Origin of the sequence: Mycobacterium sp. 1165178.9, assembly GCF_001673555.1 — a bacterium.
Classification (GTDB): domain Bacteria; phylum Actinomycetota; class Actinomycetes; order Mycobacteriales; family Mycobacteriaceae; genus Mycobacterium.
Genome location: NZ_LZMB01000352.1, coordinates 1 through 15,301, shown reverse-complemented (window position 1 = coordinate 15,301; position 15,301 = coordinate 1). Strand labels below are relative to the sequence as shown.

The window sequence follows — 15,301 nt, the reverse complement described above, 5'->3', positions numbered from 1 at the left end:
CTCAAGCGAAAATTGATCGCTCAGGGAACTGACATCGGGGCGGGAGAGGAGCTGTGGGAGCGCGAGCCCCGCGGCACGGCCTACACGGTCCGTGGCGTTCGCTCGGCTACGCCGGGGTCCTCCGCGTCCGGCGCCGGATCTGACCCTTCGGCCGCCGCACCCGCTTGACCGGGTCTCGGGTTGTGCCGCTGGCGATCTCGTCGCGCAATTGCGAGATGTTGGAGAGCTCCGCGTACAGCCCGCGGATCGCGTAGTCCAACACCGCGAAGGAGTAGCGCTGCTCGGGGTCGTCGGTGATGCCGAGATCGACTGACCGCTGCCGCGACCACAGCGCCTCGTCCAGCCGGGCCCGGGTCGCGTCAAGATGCCGGTCCAAGGTGTCGAGGACGTGTTCGGGGTCCTGGCCGCGGGCCAGCCAAGTTTTCAGAATGACGGGGTGTTTGATCACCACTTGGTCCTGCCCCGGGAAGTGCTGCACCCAGCGGCGCAGCGCGTCGAGGCCGGCATCGGTGGTCTCATACAAGGTGATGGCACGCTTGCCGGATTGTGCGCCGGTCTCGCCGACCATGCCGCGCTGCAGCAGGCGAGCCAGTTCCCGGCGCACGTGACTGACCGACGGAGACCAATAGAAATGGCCGACCGAAAGTTCGGCGCGCATCTTGATCTCACCGGCGGTGAGTCGTTCGTCGTTGGCCGCCAGCACCCCCAGGACCAGGTAGGCGGTGACCGGCAGGCCGTTCGTGGTTCTGGGGCTCACGAACTATCCACTTCCGCGCCGGTGAAGTAGGGGAGCGTCACGTCGGCGCCGACGCCGTGAAACTGCACGCGCACCCGCATGCCCACGTCGAGGTCCTCGGGTGCCACGCCGACGACATTCGTCAGCATCTGATAGCCCTCGTCCAGGGTGATGATGGCCGGCGCATAGGGTGGTTCGAATTCCGCTGTGACGGGCCGATAAACGACCGTCCAGCTGTAGATCTCGCCACGACCGCTGCCCAGTTGCCAGCTGATGTCCTCCGAAAGGCACTGCCGGCAATGCTCGGTCGGCGGGAAGTTCGCCAACCCGCAAGCCGCGCAGCGCTGGTAGCGCAGTTCATGGGACCGGCATCCCTCCCAAAACGGGCCACTGACGTGGCTGCTCGCGTGCGGGACGGGCCCGTTCTGGGGTTGCAATGGATCTGAAGTCACCGTGGTTCGTCTCCCAGGATCAGGACCGTCGTGAACAGGGCCCCCGCTCCCCCGTTGCTGCACAACGCGATATGGGCATCGGGAACCTGAAGATCGCCGGCCTGGCCGCGCAGCTGTTGCACCGCACGGATCGCCCGCTGCATCATTTGCGGATTGGCGCCCGCGTGGCTGAACGACATGGTTCCTCCGTCGGTGGTGATCGGATGACTGCCGTCGATGGCGATGTGACCATCGGCGACGAACGGGCCACCCTCGCCGTCGCCGCAAAAGCCGAACGCCTCGAGCTGACGAATGATTTCGAAGGAGAACGGGTCGTAGAGTTCCAGCACATCAACGTCGTCGCGGGCCAACCCGGCGTGCTTGAACGCGCACTCCGCGGCGCGCCGCCCCACCACACCGTTGACATGATCGCCGCGCCTCCCCGAGAGGTCGTACGCCGGGGGGTGCTGGTAGGACGGACCGTGAAAATCCGCGCCGCTGCCCAGGACGTAGATGGGTTGACCCGCAACGTCGACGGCATCGATGTTTGCCACGACGAGCGCGCATCCCCCTTCTGAGGTGGTGGCGCAATCCAGGAGATGGAACGGGTCGGCGATGGGCCGGGATGCGGTGATGTCGTCCGAGCCGAACGGCCCACGGTCGTAGTACACGGCCTCGGGATTGCGGGAGCCGTTGTTGCGAATGGTCGCCGCCACCATCGAAAGCTGTTCGCGCGTCGTGCCATAGACGTGCATGTGGCGCCGAGCGATGAGCGCGAACTCGGCGGTGGTGAACATGCCCCAGGGAGCGACGAATTCGTTTTCGGGCCGGGTCCACGGCGCGGTGGCCTCGTGATCCCGGTACTCGCCGGCCTGGGCCGCGACCAGCACCACCACGTCGGCCATGCCGTGCTCGATGGCGGTGACGGCTTCGGTGATCATGCCGACCCCGAAAGCCAGGCCCTGCCAGGCCGGTCCGATCCGAAGATCGTAGATCAGCGACGTCGACTGCGGGCTCGCGCTGATGCCGTCGACGTCGTCGAGGGTCAGCCCCGCATCGTCGAGCGCGCCCCGAATCGCCTTGATCGCCAGGCCGCGTGAGGTTTCGCCGTCCAGGCGGCGCCCCTGACGAGTGTTATGCACGCCAACGATCGCCGCGGTGCGCTTCGCCGCTGTCACTGACATCCCATTGAAGTTACAGCCCTTCAATTTTCGTCCGCGACAACACCCAGATAGGTGCCGCGGACCTCGTATGGTCGCCCGTCGCGGGTGATGGTGCCGATCGTCGTGGCGCGTGCGTCGCCCGTCCCGCTGCCGGCCGTCGAACCGATTTCCACGACGTCGATTCGCACGTCCACCGGCCGTGCCGTCTGCGGGTCGGTGATCTCGACGATCATCGCGACCGCGCGCTCGTCGTCGTCCCATTCGACGCTGGTGATGCGGTGGCGGGCGGTCAGCTCCATCACCACGGAGTCCTGACGCACCAAAAATCGCACCGGTGCACACAGCTCCCCGGCCCGGGGCGGCACGCACAGGGTGACCGCCACGTCACAGACCCGCCGGCCGGGCGCTGATGGTTCCCGACTGCCGTAGGGCGGCCAGGTCGTCCCGGCTGTGGCCCAGGACCTCGGTCAGCACTTCATCGGTGTGTTGGCCGTAGAGCGGCGGCACCCGCCGGATCCAGCGCCGCGGCCTGCCGAGGAACGCGAAAGGCATTCCGGTGCACAGGAAGGAGCCCGCGACGGGATGCTCGACCGTCTCCCAGAAGCCGCGGGCCCGCAGTTGCGGATCGGTCAATAGTGCCGCGGCCGGTGTGACACGTGCCGCGCCCAGCCCGGCCGTGCGCAGCGCATCGACGGCCTCGGCCACCGACCGTCCTGCGGCCCAAGCGGAGATCAGTTTGTCGAAGTCGTCTGCCCGCTCGGCCCAGCCGGCTTCGTCCGGTCCGGGCTTGCCGACGAGGCCGGCCAGCGACGCGCGGGCGGCGCCGTCCATCGCGGCCAGCGCGACCCACTCGTCCTCACCGCGGCAGCGGTAGACGCCCTGGGGGCTGGCGCCCGGGCCGCGGTTCCCATTGCGGCACATCGCGATTCCGTTGCGCGAATACTCGACCAGCATTTCGGCCGCCACGTTCAGCGCGGCCTCGACCATGGTCGATTCCACCTGCATTCCGCCGCCCTGGCGGTCGCGGATCACCAGTGCGGCGACGGCGGCGAAGGCGGCGTGCAGGCCGGCGATCGGGTCGCACACACCGCGCGGGATCACCGGCGGGCCGTCGGCGTGTCCGGTGGTCCACGCCATGCCGGTCGCCTGTTCCATCGTCTGCGCGAAACCGACGCGATCACGCCACGGGCCGTCGAGGCCGAACGCGGGCATCCGGACCATGATCGCCCGCGGGTTGGCCGCGCGCACCGCATCCCATTCCAGGCCGAAGTTCGCCATCACCCGCGGGGAGAAATTCTCGACGACGAGGTCGCTCGCGGCGATCAGCTCGAGCGCGAGCTGTCGTCCGGGGGCGGTGCCGAGTTCGATGCTGACGCCCCGCTTGTTGTTGTTGCTGCACAGAAACACCGGGCCCCATTCCCACCATTGGTCCCAGTCGGGCGGGCGGCCCGCGGAGAACCTCATGCCGTCGGGCCGGCGCACCCCCTCGATCTTGATGACGTCGGCGCCCAGGGCGCCCAAAAGTTGGGTGGCTACCGGACCGGCCCAGAAGGCGGTGAAGTCGGTGACCCGGACGTCGGACAACGGCAGCGCGTCGGCATGGTCGGCGCGCGGCGACTCGGGGCGCGCGGGCCATCGCACCGACCCGCTGTCGGCGCCGAGTTGCGGCGGTTCCGCGGGCGCCCCGGTCACCATCGCGTCGCTGCGATACGGCACCCGCGGCGCCAGCACCCCGGGCGGTGACTCGACGAACACGCCGCGTTCCACGAAGTGGTCGATCTTGGGGAGCATGTCGGGAGTCGCGATGGGGGCGACCGGAATCCGGAATGCCACCGCGACATCCACGATCTCCTGCGTGGTCCGGCATCCGGTCCACTCGGTGACCATGCGCAGGAACTCGTCGCGGCGCTCCACCCGCCCGGTGAACGACGCCAGTTCGGCGTCGTCGACGAGATCGGTGCGTTCGATCATCACCAAGAAGTCCTGGAACTGCTGCGCGGTAATGGTGCAGAAACCGACCATGCCGTCGGCCGTTGGCACGATCGACGGCAGCTCCAAACTGCGTTCGTGCAGGAGCGAATCGGCGCCCAACACGCTGGCCGACATGGCGGATAGGCCACCCATGGCGATCGCCATGGCCTCGTAGATCGAGACGTCGATGACCTCGCCGCGGCCGCTTCGCGCGGCGTGCCGGGTGGTCGCCGCAGCCACCGCCGCCGCGAACGTGCCCGCCAGCCACTCACCGAGCCGGCCGCCCGCTTGGACCGGTTCGTCGTCCGGCCAACCGCGACCGGCGATCGATCCGCACAACGCTTGGAGGATGAATTCGTTGGCGAGGACCTGGTTTTCGACATATGGCCCGGTGGTGCCGAACGGCGTGACGGCGACCACCACGGCCGACGCGGCGGTGTGTGCGGTGATGGCGTCGAGCGTCCATCCGTCGGTGAGGTCGGTGACTATCAGGTCGGCGCCTGCCAGCAGCGAGGCGATCTCGGCCTGGCCGTGATTGACGACGGACTTCTTACCGGCGGCCAGATAGCCGAACAACGCCCCAGGCGGTCCGCCAGCCGACCACGCGCGCATCGAATCACCGCGTGGCGATTCAATTTTCACGATGTCGGCACCGGCGTCGACGAACATCTTGCCGCAATACGACGCCGCTAGGCCGTTGCACAACTCCAGTACGCGCCAGCCCGCGAACGGAGCCTCGGGTGCCACGCTCAGTTGCCTAGGGTGGTGGCGCGGCCGGCGATACCGGCCGCCTCGACCGTTACCGGCGCCTGCGCCGAGGTCTGCGCCTGCAGGGCGAACTGCGTCATCCGCGTCCACGCGTCACGGTCGCGCTGACTGGCCTTGCGCCCGACATGGGTGACCACGTCGACGTCGGTGGCCTGCGCGCGCAGGTATCCGGCCCGGGCATGCTCCTTCGGGATGAACCGGAATGGGTCGAATGAGTATGCGTCCATCGCGTTTTGGTGGGTGATCTTGTCGATGACCGAGTCGTCGAGGTGGCCCATGGTGGCGACGATGTCCTCGGGCGCAAACGGCCAGTTACTGTCGGAGTGCGGAAAGTCGGACTCCCAGCACAGCATGTCCTCGTTGAACCAATCCATGTTCTGCACACCGACTTTGTCGCTGATGAAGCAGGTATAGAAGTGCCGCTTGAACACGTCGGTGGGCCCGTCGTAACCGGGCGGGAAGGTCGCCAGCGTCCAGCCCGAGTGGCGGTTGTAGACGTGCTCGGCCCGCCACAGGAAGTACGGGATCCAGCCGACGTCGCCCTCGGTCAGCGAGAACTTCAGCTGCGGGAAGTCGGCCCAGAACTGCGCCCAGATGAGCTCGGTGAAGGTGAACATGCTCATCATCGACGAGGCGGTCATCTGCACGCTGGGCGGGGCGTCGGTCGACACCTGCGGAGACCGCGACGCGGAGCCGACATGCGTGCACAGCACCGTGTTGTTTTCGCAAACGGCCTCGAAGAGCGGGTACCAGTACTTGGTGTGAATGCTGGGCATCTCCAACGCCTCTGGGTTCTCGGAGAACGTGACGGCGTGACATCCCTTGTCGGCGAGCCGTTTGACCTCCTTGGCGGCCTCGGCCACGTCGAACAGCGGCAGGATGCCGCACGGGATGAACCGGCCCGGGTAGGCCCCGCACCATTCGTCGACGTGCCAGTCGTTGTAGGCCTTGATCATCACCAGATTCGTGTCGCGGTCGGGGCCCTGGTTGAGCACCTGACCGGAAAAGCCAGTGAAGTTAGGGAAGTTCAACCCCGCCAGCTGGCCGCCGGCGTTCATGTCCCGCACCCGCTCGTCCACGTTGAAGCAGCCCGGCCGCATTTCGTCGTAGCGTGACGCGTCGATGTTGTACATCTCGCGCGGTTTCCCCGCGACGGCATTGAGGCCCATGTTGCGTCCGCGGATCTCCCCGTAGTACCACTGCTGGACGCCGTCCGGCTCGAGGACCACTCGGGGGGCACGGTCCCTGTATGCGGCGGGTACGTGCGCGTCGAACATGTCGGCGGGCTCGGCGATGTGATCGTCCACGCTGATCAGGATGAGATCGTCCTTGTTCACTGGCGCGCCCCTCGGTCGACTCTTAGCGACTAGTAGACAATGGCGTGCGTCACAGTGTCAACGTGCCGCCCAATCGGCCGCGACACGCTAACTCGCTGGAACGCAACTGCACAGGCAGATGAGTTACCTGATCCGGTAGAAAACGGTTCCTGCCGGCCAGGAAGAAAATAGCGACTATTAGTCGACCAGGTTTCCGACACCGCGAAGCCCTCACGCGATACGGCGCGATAGCGATCAGCATCGCGTGCCACCATGGGGCATGGCCGGGCCCGGAAGGTAACGGAAGTTGAGCACCAACAAAGCTGCGCGTCCGACCACCGCGGACGTGGCCCGGCTGGCCAGCGTGTCGACCGCCACGGTCAGTTACGTGCTGAACAACGCGCGGGGCCGCCGCATCTCCCCGGAGACCCGCGATGCGGTGTACCGCGCGGCCAAGCTCTTGGGTTACCGGCCCAACCTCGCCGCCCGTAACCTCGCACGGGGCAAAAGCGGCGTGGTGCTCTACGTGGTGCCCCACGTGGCCGTGGGCGAGATGCCGATGCAGGCCGGCAGTCGGATGACCACCGCGCTGGCCCGCGAGGGTTTCCTACAGGTGCAGATTTTCGAAACCGACGACGCCCAGCACGTGGTCGACGCGATCGAGAATCTCGACCCCGTCGCGATCACCAGTCTGTTCCCCCTGAGCGCAGCCGCGCGCCAAGCGGTGACCAACGCGGGCATCCCGCATATCGAGATCGGGACCCTGCCCGCGCTCAAGGACCCGCATCTGTCCGTGGGCGAGATGCGTGTCGATCACCTGGTCGAGCGCGGACATCGCCGGATCGCGTTCGCCTACACCGGGATTGCCCGATGGCGTCCGCTGGGTGACTACTGGTTCGAGGGCGTTACGCGCGCGGCGCAATTGCGCGACCTGCCCGCGGTGCGGGGCGATGCGGTCACCCTGGACAACGCCGCGGACGTCGTCACCGGGTGGGTGCGCGACGGGGTCACCGCCGTGTGCGCGCAGAGCGACGAGATCGCCTGCCTCGTCCTGTACGGCATTCACCAAGCGCGGCTCCGCTGTCCCGGCGACCTCGCGGTGATGGGCGTTGACGCCAGCCCGATGGGCGTGGTGAGCACGCCGCCGCTGACCACCGTGGAATTCGATCCCTGCGCGGTTGCCGACGCTGCGCTTGCCGCGGTCTTCGAGCGGCTGGGGCACCCCGCGCCGCCGTCTCCCGAGCTGACCGACATCGCTCGCCTGGTGGTGCGGTCGTCGACCTAGATCAGTCGGCGGGCTCGTAACGCAGCAAGGTGACCTCGTGCTCCGGGTAGTCGCAAAACACCGGCTGCACCCGCATCCCGACCTTGAGGCGGGCCGGGTCCACATTGACCATCTCGGTGGAAAACCTTGGGCCCTCGTCCCATTCGACGATGGCGAGCAGCTGGGGCACGGCGTCGGCGAAGTGCGGGCTGACCGGCCGATGGGCCACCGTGTAGGAGTACAAGGTGCCCATCCCGGAGATCTCGCGCCATTCCAGGTCGTCGGCCAGGGTGCGTGGCGCGCGCACCCGCGGGTAGAACACGTAGGCCTGTAGCGACGGCGAGTACTGGATGACGATGCGATGCTCGCCCAGCGCATCCCAAAACGGCGCGCTGGTCGGCGTTTTCACCGGCATCGGACGTTCGAATTTCATCTCTCAGTCCCCTTGCAGAATCAGGGTGGTCTGCTCGGACAGGATGCCGCCGTTGCCGGACACGAAAGCCCGGTTGCAGTCGCCTACCTGCGCGGCCCCCGCGCGGCCCATGATCTGGCGGGCGGCATCACACACGTGGTGCATTCCGCCGGCCAAACCCGCTTGGCCGAAGCCCAATTGCCCGCCGGCCGTATTGAGGGGGAAGTCGCCGCGGAAGGTCATGTCGTGATTGGCGACGAATTCCATGCCTTTGCCCTTGTCGCAGAAGCCGGCGTCTTCAAGCGAGAGCAGGACGGTGATGGTGTAGCAGTCGTAGATGGAGACCATGTCCATCTGTTCACGGCTCAGGTCGGTCATGGCGAACGCCGTGTCCGCCGCGGCGGCGATCGGGGTGTGGAGCAGATCCTCGGCATACGTCGGGGTCTTGAACGGGACGTGTTCGCCGAATCCCTTGATCCACACCGGACGATGGCGCGACCGCTTGGCGACGTCCGCGCTCGCGATGACGACCGCGGCGCCGCCGACGCAGGGCATGACGATCTCGAGCATGTGCAGCGGGTCGGCGATGACCGGGCTGGCCAGCACGTCCTCGACGGTGAGTGACTTGTCCTTCCAGATCGCGCCGTCGGTGTGGTTGGCGTTCGTGCGTGTGTCGACGACGATCTTGGCCATCGCGCGCTCGTCGTAGCCGTGGACCGCGGCGTAGCGCTGGGCCACCTGGCCGTATGGCCCGTTCTGGCCGAGGTTCCCGTAGGGTATCTCGAATTCTGCCTGGGGAGAACCGTATTGGTTGCTCGACGAGCCGAAATACAGTGCATCGCCATAGGCTTTGGGCTTCTTACTCGACATCGGCGTGATGTAGCGCGCGGGCAGCGCGCACAGTACGGCGTCGCAGATCCCCAATTCGATGGCCGCTGCGGCGCGCCACACCATGGCGGCCGCGCTGGCGCCGCCCAAATCGACATGTTCGGCGAATCGCGCTCCCACGCCCAGGTATTCGGCGATCGTGGAGGGGACGAAGATCTCCGACTCGGCCAGGTGTGAGGCGACGATCCCGTTGACGACGTCTCCCGGCAGGCCCGCATCCTCGAGCGCGGCGGCGCTCAGCTCGGCCCATTGTTCGAGGACGAACGGCGCGGGCGAGGCCTTGTTGAGCCGCTCGGGCGGCAGCTCGACGTATCCGACGATCGCGGCTTCTCCACGTAGTCCCATGCTGTGCCTTACTTTCGGGGTAGGCCGAGGATCATCTGCGCGATGATATTCAGTTGAATCTCCCTGGTTCCACCGCCGATCAGCTCGGCCGGCAGATGCAGATAGGGTTCCACGACAGCCGCGTCGGGGTCGTCGACCATCGCGACCTGCCCGGTCAACTGCAGCGTGGCCGCAAAGGTGCGGCGCAGCAGCACATTCATCGCCACCTTGGCGATGCTGGACGCCGGACCGGACGCCTGGCCGTCGAGCAGGCGAATGGTCTCGCGCACCCCGAGCGCCCTGATCGCGTTGGTGTAGGCGTCGAGCTCGCCGAGCTCCCGCAACGCGTCGTCACGGTCGGGTCCCGGCTGAGCGGCGAGCCGACGCAGGGCGACGGCCCGGTCGAACTTGACGTATCCGCCGATGGCCGAACGCTCTTCGGCCATCGTCGCGATCGCCAGGCTCCATCCGTCGGTCGGCCCGCCCAACAACATCTCGTCGGGAATGAAGACATCGTTGAGGAACACCTCGTTGAAGTGTGCCTGCCCGGTCGCCGTCTTGATCGGTTGGATCTCCACCCCGGGGGATCGCATGTCGAGGATGAAGTAACCGATGCCGCGGTGCTTGCTGGCCTCGGGGTCGGTGCGCGCGAGAAGCGCACCCAGATCGGCGTACTGCGCCAACGACGTCCAAATCTTATGGCCGTTGATCCGCCAGCCGCCGTCGACCTTGGTCGCCCGGGTGGCCAGCGACGCGAGGTCGGAACCCGCGCCCGGCTCACTGAACAGCTGACACCACAGGATGTCGCCACGTTGCGTCGCCGGGATCAGCCGCTCCTGCAGTTCTTTTGGTGCGGCGGCCAACACCGAGGGCAGGATCCACTCGGCGATGTTCAACGATGGCCGAACCAGGCCGGGTCGCTTGGCGAACTCCTCGTCGATGATGAGCTGTTTCAACGGATCCGCATCGACACCCCATGGCGCCGGCCAGTGCGGCGCCATGAGACCGGCGTCGGCGATCAATGTGCGCTGGGGCCCGGTGGCGAGGTGCTCGTAATCGCCGTGCGGAGCGGGTTTGTCGTTGCGCAACTGCGAGGCCGCGTCCAGTGTCTCGGCCACCCAGGAACGGAACTCGGATTCCGCGTCGCCGAGGTTTACCGACATGTCGCGCGTCTGGGTGCAGCTGAGCTCCCCCAGCCGTCGCGCCCATCGGTTCGCCGGACCTATCGACCCCGCCAGACTGATGGCCCGCCGCCAGTACAGGTGCACGTCGTGTTCCCAGGTGAAGCCGATGGCGCCGAGCATCGTGAGGGCATCGAGCACCAGGTCCGGGATCGGCGAGATCGCGATCACCGCGGCGCCGGCGGCGGCGATTCGGTGCTGGTCGAGTGGTTCGTCCACGGCGCGTACCGCGTCCCACGCGGCCGCGGTGGCCAGTTCGCTGTTGACCAATAGCATTGCCGCGTTGTGCTGCAGCGCCTGGAAGGTGCCGATCACCTTGCCGAATTGCTCGCGGATGCGCAGATGCGCGGTGACCTCCTGCACGCACCACTGGACGATGCCGGCGGTCATGCTGGCGACGAGTCCCACGACCAGGCAGCGGGCCCGCTCCGGGTCGATGCCGCTGAGGACGTCGGCGTCTGCCGCCCGGTAGTCAGCGAGGCGCAGGATGCCGGCGTCGGCGACGAGGTCGGTGCCGGCGATGGCTTCGACTGTGGCCGTGGGATTTTCGCGGTTGACGAGCACCCAGACGATTTCGGCGTCCTGGGTCCGGGCGCCGACCAGGATGACCCGCGCTGCGCAGACGCCCCCGGTGACCTGTGACGCGCCAGTGATCAGCCAGTGCCCGTCCTCGGCCCGCGCCCGCAGGCCGGCGACGCCGTCGTCGGGTAACACCACCGCCGCGGTGACGCCGGATGCAAGGGCGCGCAGGAATGACTGTGCGCCCGGCGTCGAATCGGCGAGTAGCCCGACGGCTCCGGCGGTTACCGTCGGCAGCAGCGGTCCGGGCAACAACGACTTGCCCGCCGATTCGAGGACGCACGCTGCGTCGATCGGCCGTCCACCCTGGCCGCCTAGGTCTTCGGGCAGATGCACCGCATGAAAACCGTTGGCAACCAGGGCATCCCACCATCCGGGTACGTGTCCGGCAGCAAGCTCGTCCAAGCTCTCACGCGTCGCGGCAATGGGAGCGTTCCGGGCGGCAAATTGCCCGACGGCGTCGCTGAGCTCCTGCTGCTCCGGGCTGAGTCCCAGGGTCACGAGGACGGCCGAGGGATAACTGGCGTTGGCCGCACGGACTGCTATCCTTTCGTTACAAGACGGACCGTCTCGTCTTGTGGAAGACTACCGGCGCGAGTCAGGATATGTAAAGCGCGTCCGATCACCCGGCTTTCGATCTGAGTTCGCAGAAGCGAGGACCACCAGATGGCAACCGATCTGAGAGGAGCGAACGCGCAAGCGAATTCGCCGAGGAGGCGGAGCGAGAAGTCCCGTACGGCGATCGTCACCGCCACCCGGGAACTGCTCCTCGAGCGTGGCTTCGACGGGCTGACCATCGAGGCGGTCGCCGCGCGCGCCGGTGTCGGCAAGCAGACCATCTACCGTTGGTGGCCCACTCGCCCCGCGCTGGTCGCCGACGTCATGTTGGAGGACGCCGACAAGCTGCTCGCGTCGGTCAACCACAGCGGCAACCTCAGCGCCGATCTGGTCGGCTGGGTGGGCAAGCTGTTCGCAAGCCTGACGACGCCGCGGGGTTCGGCCATGCTGCGAACGCTGACGGTCGCCTGCATGGAACATGAGGACACCGCCGTCAAGCTGCGTGCCGGATTCAGCGCGCCGCTGCATAACAGCGTGCGGTCCCGGCTACTGGCCGGCGGCATCGACGAGGCAACCGCCGAATCGGCGGCGGACGCGATCGTCGGCGGCGTGGTGTACCCGATTCTTTCTGGCGCGCACCCCTACTCGCGACGGCGAGCCGAACGGACCACCCGCCTCATCGTGGACGCCCTCACCGGAACCTGACGAGGACGGTTCAGCCGACCGTGATCGCGGCCGAACGCGCTGCGGCGCTTGACGTCTGCGAGCGAGTAGGCTCGCCGGCAAGGCGACGGGAGCGGCGATGGACGACGATTGCCTCAAGCTCACCACCTATTTGGCCGAGCGTAGGCGGACCGGGGGCAGGTTTGTCTCCGATGTCCTGCTCGGCTTGTACGCACAGCACCGGATCGCCTGCGGCGTCCTGCTGCGGGGCGTCGGCGGTTTCGGCACCGGTCACCATCTGCGCACCGACGAGTCGTTGACGTTGTCCGAGGACCCGCCGGTGGCGATCATCGCGGTGGACACGAGAACGAAGATCGAGGCCCTGCTCGACCCGGTGCTGGCCGTCAAGCAGCGCGGCCTGGTCACCCTGGAGCGCGCCCGGCTGCTCCACGAAAGCATCGGGGGCTCGCAGCGGGCCGAAGATCTGCGCAACGCGGTCAAGTTGACGATCTACGTCGGCCGCAAGCAACGCGTCAACGGCTCGCCCGCCTACATCGCGCTCTGTGATTTGATGCACCGGCGCGGCCTTTCCGGCGCCACGGTGCTGCTCGGGGTGGACGGCGTCGCGCACGGGGAGCGCCAGCGCGCCAACTTCTTTGGCCGCAACGCCGACGTCCCGATGATGATCGTTGTGGTGGGATCGGGCGAGCGGATCGGTCTCGTGCTACCCGAGATCGGCGAACTGTTACGCAGGCCCCTGGTCACCCTCGAACGGGTCCGGGTGTGCAAGCGCGATGGCCAGTTCCTGGAGCGGCCGCACGCCCTGCCCGGCGTCGACGAACGCGGCATCCCACTGTTCCAGCAGCTGACGATCTACACCTCCGAGTCGGCACACCGCCGTGGTGTGCCGATCCACCGCGCGATTGTCCAGCGGCTGCGCCAGGCCAGAACCGCCGACGGCGCGACGGTGCTGCGCGGCGTCTGGGGCTTTCATGGCGACCACCCGCCCCACGGCGATGGGCTGTTCTCGTTGACCCGCCGGGTGCCGGTCGTCACCGTCGTGATCGACACCCCGGCCAACATCGCCGAATCCTTCGCCGTCATCGACGAATTGACGTGCGACGATGGCTTGGTGACCAGTGAGATGGTGCCGGCTCTCGTCTCCGACGAAGGCGGCGTCGGACCACCGCGTATCGCCCGGCACCGCTACTAGCTCAGCCCGCGACGGAGGCGTCGTAGATCGACTGGATCGCCTTGTCCAGGGTCGCGTTGAACTGTTCATCCGACTGGTCGACGGTCAGGCCCTCGGTCAGGGCTCGGCTGAAACTGGCGATCAACCCGGTGTTCTTCGCCAGCAGCTCGTTGGCTTCCTCGCGGGCGTAGCCACCGGAAAGGGCCACCACGCGCATCACCTTCGGGTGCTCGATCAGGGGACGGTAGAAGTTGACCTCGGTGGGCAGGCTCAGCTTGAGCATGACGCGCTGGCCCTCGGGCACGGCGTCGAGCTGCTTGGTGATCTCGTCGCGCACGATGCCCTCGGCCTCGGCCTTGTCCGAAATCGAGATTGTCACCTCGGGCTCGATGATGGGCACCAAACCGTGCGAGAGCACCTGGTGGCCGAGCTCGAACTGCTGGGCGACCACGGCCGCGATGCCCTTGGGGTTGGCGCCGCCGATCACCGACCGCTCCTTGGTGCCGAACACCCCCAGGCCGGAGGCCCGGTCCAGCAGCTCGTCGAGGCCCGGAATCGGCTTCATCAGCTGAACGTCATCCGACGCGTCCGCCAGACCCTTGTCAATCTTGAGGATGGGCACCACGCCCTTGGTCTCCCACAGGTAGGTGGTCGACGGCTTGCCCGCGATCTCACGGTCCATGGTCTGCTCGAACAGAATGGCCGCCAGCACCCGGTCACCGGTGAAGGCCGGAGACGTGATGATCCGCGAGCGCATCTGGTGAATGAGATCGAACATCTCCTTCTCGGAGGAGTACTCGTTGTCCTCGATGCCGTAGAGGCGCAGCGCCTTGGGCGTCGAACCGCCGCTCTGGTCGAGCGCCGCGATGAAGCCCTTCCCCGACGTCATGCGTTCCGCTTGCTGCTGGTTCGACATTGAACTCTCCCGTTCCTCATGGCCCGCACGGGCACCGCACGCCCAGCCCCTGCCCGGGCGCTCAAGCCCGAATCGTGCCGATCATATTCGGCCACTTCGAGCCCGAGCAGACAGGTCGTCAGACTGCGATTTGGGTCTCAGCGTCAGTTTGGTTGCCCGGCTTGGTGCGCCACAGCGCCATGCGGTCGAGGAGCCGGTCGCGCAAGACGAACGTGTGGAAGAGTACCGCCGTCATGTGGGCGGTAAACGCGAGGAAGAGCAGCAGCGCGAAAGCGCCGTGGCACTCCCGCAGCACCGCGAAAACGTCGACGTTGCGTGGCGCGATGCCGGGCAGCGCGACTGGCCCGAGAAGCGTGATCGGGAATCGCGCCGCCGACAGCATGGCCCACCCGGTAACCGGTTGTACCAGCAGCAGGCCGTAGAGCAGGTACTCCGACCACGTCGCGATGCGGCGTTCGGTCGCGCTCATGGTGGCGATAAACGCCGGTGGCCGGTGCCTGAGCCGATTCGCCAGCCGGACCAGAGCGAAGGCGAGGATCAGCACGCCCAGGGGCCGATGGATGGCCAGCAGCAGAGGGTAGTAGCTCAGCGCGGCGACCATGGTCACGCCGATGAGCAATTGCCCGATCACCATCGGCCCCATCAACCAGTGCAGAACGCGCGACGGCAGGGTGAATCGCGCCGCGGCGGTCGCACCCGTCATTGGAGGACCGCCTCGACGTCGACTGCGCTGGCCGCTTTGGCCTCCTCGGCGCGGCGGGTGAACGAGCGGGCATACACCGCCGACCGCGCCGCGAGCAGCGGGTCATCGGAGGCCGCGATGCCGTCGGGCAGCACCAACGGGTCGAAGTTGATGTCCCGCGCGTTGCCTGCGTTTTCCGTCTGGACCGCGGAGATGGTGATGGTGCCGGCGTCGATGGTGCGGCGCGCCGCCGGCCA

At 67.3% G+C, this 15,301-nt stretch carries 14 protein-coding genes and 1 pseudogene; 3 read left to right on the top strand and 12 right to left on the bottom strand.

All coding sequences use genetic code 11. From position 1 onward, the window contains the following. Positions 1 to 106 precede the first annotated feature (106 nt). Genes A5652_RS15335 through A5652_RS15310 form a run of 6 tightly spaced genes read right to left on the bottom strand, consistent with a single transcriptional unit; the run spans position 107 to position 6,406 of the window. Entirely contained in the window at positions 107 to 757 is a 651-nt protein-coding gene (locus A5652_RS15335) for a MarR family transcriptional regulator (RefSeq protein WP_067352854.1), read from the bottom strand. Then, entirely contained in the window at positions 754 to 1,188 is a 435-nt protein-coding gene (locus A5652_RS15330) for a Zn-ribbon domain-containing OB-fold protein (RefSeq protein ID WP_067352851.1), read from the bottom strand. The genes A5652_RS15335 and A5652_RS15330 overlap by 4 nt, the downstream gene beginning before the upstream one ends. Further along, on the bottom strand, positions 1,185 to 2,351 hold the full coding sequence (locus A5652_RS15325; protein ID WP_067352848.1) for a thiolase family protein: 1,167 nt from the start codon (positions 2,349 to 2,351) through the stop codon (positions 1,185 to 1,187). Before A5652_RS15325 ends, A5652_RS15330 begins: the two co-directional genes overlap by 4 nt. A 20-nt stretch (positions 2,352 to 2,371) precedes the next feature. Next, positions 2,372 to 2,713 (bottom strand): hypothetical protein, encoded by a 342-nt coding sequence (locus tag A5652_RS15320; protein WP_067352845.1) that lies wholly within the window; start codon positions 2,711 to 2,713, stop codon positions 2,372 to 2,374. A gap of 1 nt (position 2,714) precedes the next feature. Then, positions 2,715 to 5,048, bottom strand: a complete 2,334-nt coding sequence (locus A5652_RS15315) for a CoA transferase (protein ID WP_067352842.1) — start codon at positions 5,046 to 5,048, stop codon at positions 2,715 to 2,717. 2 nt (positions 5,049 to 5,050) lie between these two features. After that, positions 5,051 to 6,406, bottom strand: coding sequence for an amidohydrolase family protein (locus A5652_RS15310; RefSeq protein WP_067352839.1), 1,356 nt, complete (start codon positions 6,404 to 6,406; stop codon positions 5,051 to 5,053). A gap of 286 nt (positions 6,407 to 6,692) precedes the next feature. Here A5652_RS15310 and A5652_RS15305 point away from each other — a divergent pair, with 286 nt between their 5' ends. After that, on the top strand, positions 6,693 to 7,670 hold the full coding sequence (locus A5652_RS15305; RefSeq protein WP_067352836.1) for a LacI family DNA-binding transcriptional regulator: 978 nt from the start codon (positions 6,693 to 6,695) through the stop codon (positions 7,668 to 7,670). Position 7,671: 1 nt separating this feature from the next. On the opposite strand, the gene A5652_RS15300 is transcribed toward A5652_RS15305, so the two are convergent. Genes A5652_RS15300 through A5652_RS15290 form a run of 3 tightly spaced genes read right to left on the bottom strand, consistent with a single transcriptional unit; the run spans position 7,672 to position 11,534 of the window. Then, positions 7,672 to 8,082 (bottom strand): Zn-ribbon domain-containing OB-fold protein, encoded by a 411-nt coding sequence (locus tag A5652_RS15300; RefSeq protein ID WP_067352834.1) that lies wholly within the window; start codon positions 8,080 to 8,082, stop codon positions 7,672 to 7,674. A 3-nt stretch (positions 8,083 to 8,085) separates the two neighbouring features. Then, the gene (locus A5652_RS15295; protein WP_067352832.1) at positions 8,086 to 9,294 is read right to left on the bottom strand and encodes a thiolase family protein; all 1,209 of its coding nucleotides are present in this window, start codon (positions 9,292 to 9,294) and stop codon (positions 8,086 to 8,088) included. Positions 9,295 to 9,302: 8 nt separating this feature from the next. Continuing rightward, positions 9,303 to 11,534 (bottom strand): acyl-CoA dehydrogenase, encoded by a 2,232-nt coding sequence (locus A5652_RS15290; protein ID WP_067352830.1) that lies wholly within the window; start codon positions 11,532 to 11,534, stop codon positions 9,303 to 9,305. Between the two features lie 165 nt (positions 11,535 to 11,699). On the opposite strand from A5652_RS15290, the gene A5652_RS15285 reads away from it, so the two are divergent. Both A5652_RS15285 and A5652_RS15280 read left to right on the top strand, forming a co-directional pair. Next, positions 11,700 to 12,296 (top strand): TetR/AcrR family transcriptional regulator, encoded by a 597-nt coding sequence (locus A5652_RS15285; RefSeq protein WP_067352828.1) that lies wholly within the window; start codon positions 11,700 to 11,702, stop codon positions 12,294 to 12,296. Positions 12,297 to 12,393: 97 nt separating this feature from the next. After that, positions 12,394 to 13,467 carry a DUF190 domain-containing protein gene (locus A5652_RS15280; protein WP_067352825.1) on the top strand — a complete coding sequence of 358 codons (1,074 nt, stop codon included), beginning with the start codon at positions 12,394 to 12,396 and terminating at the stop codon, positions 13,465 to 13,467. A 1-nt stretch (position 13,468) separates the two neighbouring features. Here the strand turns inward: A5652_RS15280 and A5652_RS15275 are convergent, their stop codons facing one another. The 3 genes and pseudogenes from A5652_RS15275 to A5652_RS28110 form a co-directional block, all read right to left on the bottom strand. Further along, positions 13,469 to 14,362 carry a fructose bisphosphate aldolase gene (locus A5652_RS15275; protein WP_067352821.1) on the bottom strand — a complete coding sequence of 298 codons (894 nt, stop codon included), beginning with the start codon at positions 14,360 to 14,362 and terminating at the stop codon, positions 13,469 to 13,471. 118 nt (positions 14,363 to 14,480) lie between these two features. Continuing rightward, a complete protein-coding gene (locus A5652_RS15270) occupies positions 14,481 to 15,065 on the bottom strand; it encodes a cytochrome b (RefSeq protein ID WP_067352811.1) in 585 nt (194 codons plus the stop codon). Continuing rightward, positions 15,062 to 15,301 (bottom strand): annotated as a pseudogene (locus A5652_RS28110) (catalase); the annotation flags it as partial. The gene A5652_RS15270 and the pseudogene A5652_RS28110, both read right to left, overlap by 4 nt.

What these genes read in the sequence shown, in the direction of transcription:
- A5652_RS15275 (WP_067352821.1), bottom strand. Translation starts at nt 14,362, where the DNA reads ATGTCGAACCAGCAGCAAGCGGAACGCATGACGTCGGGGAAGGGCTTC.
- A5652_RS15300 (WP_067352834.1), bottom strand. Translation starts at nt 8,082, where the DNA reads ATGAAATTCGAACGTCCGATGCCGGTGAAAACGCCGACCAGCGCGCCG.
- A5652_RS15295 (WP_067352832.1), bottom strand. Translation starts at nt 9,294, where the DNA reads ATGGGACTACGTGGAGAAGCCGCGATCGTCGGATACGTCGAGCTGCCG.
- A5652_RS15285 (WP_067352828.1), top strand. Translation starts at nt 11,700, where the DNA reads ATGGCAACCGATCTGAGAGGAGCGAACGCGCAAGCGAATTCGCCGAGG.
- A5652_RS15325 (WP_067352848.1), bottom strand. Translation starts at nt 2,351, where the DNA reads ATGTCAGTGACAGCGGCGAAGCGCACCGCGGCGATCGTTGGCGTGCAT.
- A5652_RS15270 (WP_067352811.1), bottom strand. Translation starts at nt 15,065, where the DNA reads ATGACGGGTGCGACCGCCGCGGCGCGATTCACCCTGCCGTCGCGCGTT.
- A5652_RS15280 (WP_067352825.1), top strand. Translation starts at nt 12,394, where the DNA reads ATGGACGACGATTGCCTCAAGCTCACCACCTATTTGGCCGAGCGTAGG.